Source organism: Lysinibacillus sp. 10T31 (assembly GCF_056394365.1).
The window spans coordinates 1-499 of record NZ_JBFTHS010000180.1 but is presented as its reverse complement, the minus strand read 5'-3'; the positions used below and the strand labels follow the sequence as shown (position 1 = coordinate 499).

The 499-nt window shown below is 49.9% G+C and carries 1 protein-coding gene; it reads right to left on the bottom strand.

The window, feature by feature from the left end:
* Positions 1-286 (bottom strand): hypothetical protein (locus AC1DCY_RS27475; RefSeq protein ID WP_477355896.1); only part of this gene is annotated, 286 nt, incomplete at its 3' end.
* Positions 287-499: the final 213 nt, after the last annotated feature.

Sequence of the window (499 nt, the reverse complement as noted above, 5' to 3'; positions counted from 1 at the left end):
GCTGTGCTTTATGCAGATGCTCCAGGGTGTTTTCGTTATTGAGCAGTTCGTCCTGAACGCTGTATTGAGACAAGGTCTTCAAAAAGGTTTCTTGCTCACGAATGTTTCCCATCAAACGCGAAAAGTGAAAGCGGACCTCGTCGTACTGCTCCTCGATCAGACGTTGACATGACCAATAGCTGGTTCCGATCAGCAACAATGCCACTCCGAGCAACACCACCAACCCTTTGTTCAGTCGCAATGAACTGCGGGTGAGTTTCTCCAGGAGGGCGTTGTCGTGTTTCATTAAGGATATCCGCAGGATAGTGAAGAGTCGGTGCAGGATGGATAGTACCTCTGATGTTTGATGAGCGTCGGTCAGGCCAGAAAATTAATAAAATGTCGCCGGACCATCATTGGTCAGCAACTGCTGGAACTGGTCCGACGATACTGCATGGGAAATCAGAAACCCCTGAACCTGCGTGCAATCGATTTTGCGCAGCAGCGCAAGCTCCTGTGG